Source organism: Candidatus Neomarinimicrobiota bacterium, from assembly GCA_041862535.1.
Taxonomy (GTDB): domain Bacteria; phylum Fidelibacterota; class Marinisomatia; order SCGC-AAA003-L08; family TS1B11.
Window position 1 is genome coordinate 1 of the sequence record JBGVTM010000203.1, and the last position, 4,963, is coordinate 4,963.

Annotated in this window: 3 protein-coding genes; all 3 read right to left on the reverse strand. The window is 57.1% G+C overall.

Annotated elements, in window-relative coordinates:
* Positions 1-866, reverse strand: an 866-nt coding sequence (locus ACETWG_07445; protein ID MFB0516421.1) for a hypothetical protein, incomplete at its 3' end; no start/stop codon positions are given.
* 35 nt (positions 867-901) lie between these two features.
* Positions 902-2,296 (reverse strand): DASS family sodium-coupled anion symporter, encoded by a 1,395-nt coding sequence (locus ACETWG_07450; protein ID MFB0516422.1) that lies wholly within the window; start codon positions 2,294-2,296, stop codon positions 902-904.
* A gap of 271 nt (positions 2,297-2,567) precedes the next feature.
* On the reverse strand, positions 2,568-4,823 hold the full coding sequence (locus ACETWG_07455) for a penicillin-binding protein 1A (GenBank protein ID MFB0516423.1): 2,256 nt from the start codon (positions 4,821-4,823) through the stop codon (positions 2,568-2,570).
* Between the last annotated feature and the right edge of the window lie 140 nt (positions 4,824-4,963).

Below are 4,963 nucleotides of genomic sequence, written 5' to 3' on the forward strand. Positions count from 1 at the left end.
AGGATCACCGGTCCGTAGGCTTTAAGAACCGTGTTCCCCGGCTTGGTGCCTTTCAAGAACGCCTTGAGGGGATTCATCCTGGACTTGCCCATGATGATGATGTGGTCAGTGGCGGCCATTCGGGTGAAGACGGTGGGGGGATCACCGGTCTCGAAGTGCTGCTGGTAGGGAACTTGCTGGCGTTCAAGGTAGCGCTGGGCCCAGCGGGCGGCACCACGATAGCCCTTTCCGAAGCGCGGGGTCTTACTTACCGTCAGGAGATTGACCTGGGTTTTGAAGTGCTGGGCCACAGTGGCGCCAAAGACCACCGCCCGCCTGGTGGCCTGGGAGTCATCCACGCACAGCAAAACCTTATAGTTCCAGTCGGGATCGAAGTTCTTCACGAAAAGAATGCTGGTATCCACAAACTGGACGAGCTGGCGGGTGAGACGCTTGCGGCCACCCCCACCCACAATGGTCAGGATATAGTCCCGGTATTCCGTCTCTTTCTTGAGCTGATCCACCGGATTCCCCTCCCGGAAAATAAGGCGGATCTTCTCCCCGCTGACATGCGGCAGGATTACCCGGACGCGGTCGGCCTCCTGCACCAGGTTGGTCGGATCAAATTGCTCGATGGAGGGATCGATAAAGTTCCAGTCCTGCAGGCGGCGGTAGGCCCACCGCAGCACCTCCACCCCCGGATGGTGGATTTCCCAGTTCAGCAGCGCGTCCCGGGCCAGCTTGACACTGCCCGAGAAGAGCTCCCGCGGCCGATCCCCCACGTAGACCACCGATAGATCAGCGGAGAAGGCGTTAGCCACGGCACTCCCGATCCGGAGGGTGGGCTCCGAATAGGTGGTGCTCCTGATGGCGACCAGGAACCGCATAACTAATACTCACTACCGCTATGGATCATGACCCATCACCTAATATGGGGCCAATAAAACAATAGCGCCAGTATTAAAATCGAGATTGAGGCCAATCCGATGCGCCAGCCGGCCTGCAGGAAGTCTCTGGCCCGGAGCAGACCGGTGGCGGCAATGATCATGCCCGCCGGTGCACCCACAGCAGTGAAGTACCCGAAGGCCGAAGCTACCGCGGTGGCCAGCCCCAACAGGACAGGGTCGCCGCCGAAGTTCATAAACAAGGGACCCAACACAGCCACGGTCGCATTGGAACTTATAACATTGGCAACGGCAGTTGTTAACGCAATAACCAGACCGTATTGGGCCAGGGCAAATTGCTCCAGGAAACCACCCGTGAGGGCCATGATCTGCTGGGCCACCCATAGGGCGGCACCGGTATTCTTAAGCTGTACCCCTAAGGAAATGACCGCAGCGAACAGCAATACCACACCCCAGTTAGTCCGCTGGTTGATCTCCTGCCATTGTACCAGTCCGGCGGCCAGATAGAGGAATACTCCCGCCAGAGCCACCACACCCAGACCGATACGATCACTGAAAAACACCCACGACAGGAAAATGATTATAAACAGAATGATAGCCAGTGTTTGCTGGCCTGTCAGGGGACCGGCTTCCGCCACCTTGACCTTCAGCTTCTGGACGGCACTGTCGAGACGATCATGCTCGGGTTTGAAAGCCCTGGAGAGCAGCCACCCCGCCAGGGGAATCTGGACCAGCATCAACGGGTACGTAAAACTCATCCAGCGCAAGTAGCTGATCTTCGCAATGCCGAAGTCAGCCAGGTAGTTGATCATGATGGCATTGCGGGCCCCTCCTGAGGGGGTGCCCACGGACCCTATGATGCTGCCGTAGGCCAGCGCAAACAGCAGCAGCCGCGTGAGACCCGGCACCTCATTCGGATCTTCCGATGTGTTGCGAATGAGGATCATAGCTACCGGCAGCAGCATAGCCACCACTGCATGCCCGCCGATAAACGATGTGAGCAGCAGGGAGATAACAAAAAAGCCCCATACGATGGCCCGGACCCGGGTGCCAGTAAAGGAAAGAATAGCCAGAGTCAGGCGGGCAGCCAGCCCCTGCCGGACAATGGCCACCGCCAGCATGAGGGAGCCCATAATGAAGAAAACGGCGTCACTCATATAAGATTGGGCAACCTCGGAAGGACCCGCAATGGCGAAGGTCACCTGCAACACGGCAACTAACAGGGCAATTCCCGGCAAGGGCACCGCCTCACTGATGATCAGGATTACCACCACAATGGCGATAATCAGGGTCCGATAGCCATCCTTGGAGATACCGTCAGGATAGGGGAGGTGGTAGAGAGCAGTGCCCAGAGCAATGGCAAAGAGCAGCCAGCGTTTCTGGTAAATCCAATATAGAAACGCCTTTAGCATGACGGCTTGATAAAATGCGGCACCATCGGAATGGGGCTAAAATTAATACCTGTGGCCCTTTAATGCGGTATACTCATTTGCCACCGGTCCAGGACAGTCCCTCATAGGCAAACCAGTGGGAAAGGGAGGTCCCTAGAATTTCGCACCCGATTCTTCACCCTGAAGCGGGATCATAGAGATAGCCAGGAATCCAGCAGGAACTATTACCTACTCGCGGAAAGGTATCCGCCGACCGGAAGGTGGGACAGCGGGGAATCGGTCAGCTGATAGATCAGTTCAGGAAAATATCGTCATCCGGGCGATAGGGACGAGTATCCAGGCCGGTGTGTACCTGGCATTCATCCGGAGGCTCGGTGCCCTCCAGGAAGATCTCCTTTTCCCTGGGGCAGTACTTGGTGGGGCGGTCCTTGGTTACCTGGCAAACGTCCATCACTACTACCCCATCGGGCATCGGCCAATCGACCAACGGCAGGTCAAAGGTTTGATAAATTTCCTTCATGATACGAGCCCAGATAGGTAAGGCAGCGATATTACCATAGCGCTCTTCACCCAGGCTCACCCGGGGATCGTCCACCCCCACCCAAACGCCGGCTGTCAGCTGGGGCGTAAAGCCGACGAACCAGGCATCGGTCCAGTGATCGGTAGTGCCGGTCTTGCCAGCGGCGGGACGGTTGAAATCGTACATCCAGCGGATGCGGGCACCAGTGCCACCATCAATCACACCCTTCATCAAGTCCAGCAGGATATAGGCCTTGTCTTCGTGGATGATCTCCTTGCGCTCGGGGATGAACTCCCGCAGAATCTTGCCCCGGCGGTCGACCACCTTGGTTACGGCAATGGGCTCTACCCAGACACCCCGGTTGGCCACGGCGGCATAGGCGGCTGTGATATCGATCGGCAGGACTTCGCTGGTTCCCAGGGAAATGGCCCGTACGGCGCGCATCGGTGTCGTGATCTGGAGCTGTTTGGCCATGTCCACTACCTGCTCCGGCGTGACCAGCTCCAAGATAATCCGAGCCGAAATAATGTTCAGCGAGCGCCGTAGCCCTTCGCGCAGGGTCACCAGCCCACTGGAAGAGCCGTCATCATTCTGCGGGTTCCAGATGCTGGTATCAATGATGGCGTCCCCGGTGCTGGCCAGGGATTGGTTCAACAGCTGGGTGGAGACGGGGTAGCCGTTGTCAATAGCGGTCATATAAAGGATGGGTTTAAAGGTGGAGCCGGGCTGGCGCCGGGCTTGGATGGCGCGGTTGAAATAGTCAGGGAAGTCCATGCGGCCACCGATCATCGCCAGAATTTGACCGGTATCATTCTCCAGCAGTATGACGGCCCCCTGCACCAGCAGCCGGTCCTTCAAACGATCATCAATGGGTATCTCGCCCCGGATCATGGCCTTAACCGAATCCAACGGAAAAACGGTAGTGTCAATGATGCTGTAGATCAACGAGTCAGACGAGAGTAAGGACGCATTGAGTACCTGCTGGTTTTCCTGGATTTCCTCCTTGAATATCCGTTCGGCGATATCCTGCATCCGGGAATCCATGGTGGTATGGATTTCCAGTCCGTCCCGGTAGAGATTGATACCGAGCCGCTCGTCCTCCAGCTCCATCTGCCGACGCACGTGCTCCGTGAAGTAGGGGGCAAAGCCGGCCACCGCCGGCGGCCGTTTCACTTCAATGGGTTGATATCGGAACCGCTCATACTCCTCATTTTCGATAAACCCATTATCGACCATGGCATTCAGTACCAGGTTGCGCCGCTGAAAATTCCGCTCCGGGTGGGTGATGGGACTGTAGCTAGCTGGTGATGGGAGTACCCCGACGAGCATGGCCGCCTGATTCAGATTCAGATCCCGGGCGTCAATCCCAAAGAATTCCCGCGCCGCAGCCTGAATCCCGTAGGTGCCGTGGCCGAAATAGATCGAGTTGAGATACATCTCCAGGATTTCTTGCTTGGTGTAGGTGCGCTCGATCTGGATGGCGGTAAGCACCTCCCGGAGCTTGCGGGTGATAGTCTTGCGGAAGCCGATGGTATCATACAGGTTCCGAGCCAACTGCTGGGTGAGTGAACTGAAGCCTTGCCGGTAGCGCAGGCTGGCCAGGTTCACCAGTACCGCCCGGGCTACATCGCGCGTGCTTACGCCCCAATGGTCGTAGAAGCGTTTGTCCTCCATGGAAATCAGGGCATTCCGGACATCCAAAGGCATCTGCGACCGGGGAACCAGAACCCGCTGCTGGGTGAACAACTCGGTTATCACCTTGCCATCACGGGAGACAATCTTGGTGGCCACGGCCGGGCTGAAATCCTGCAGCTGCCACAGTGAGGGCAGATTGCGCGACAAATACCACATGTAGCCCATGACGACCAACCCAATGATCGCCAGTGTTGCGAAGGCATTGCGGAAGGCTCGCAACCAACCATTGATAGGCGTGGTCGTGGGACCGTTTTGCTGGTCCTGCGTTTGAGTGGCCGGCCCCTCCTCCGGGGTCAGCGTACCGTCATCTTTAAAATTATCCGTTAGTCGCATCTGGAAACCTCAAGAAAATTTACGCTGACGTGGGCCAAAGGTTCAGGAATTTTTGCCCGTCATATCCCTATAAGGTCAGCTGACCTCAATAGCAGATCAGAGGCGCGGGCAGAAGTGTTTAGTCGGCTGTGATCCTATCC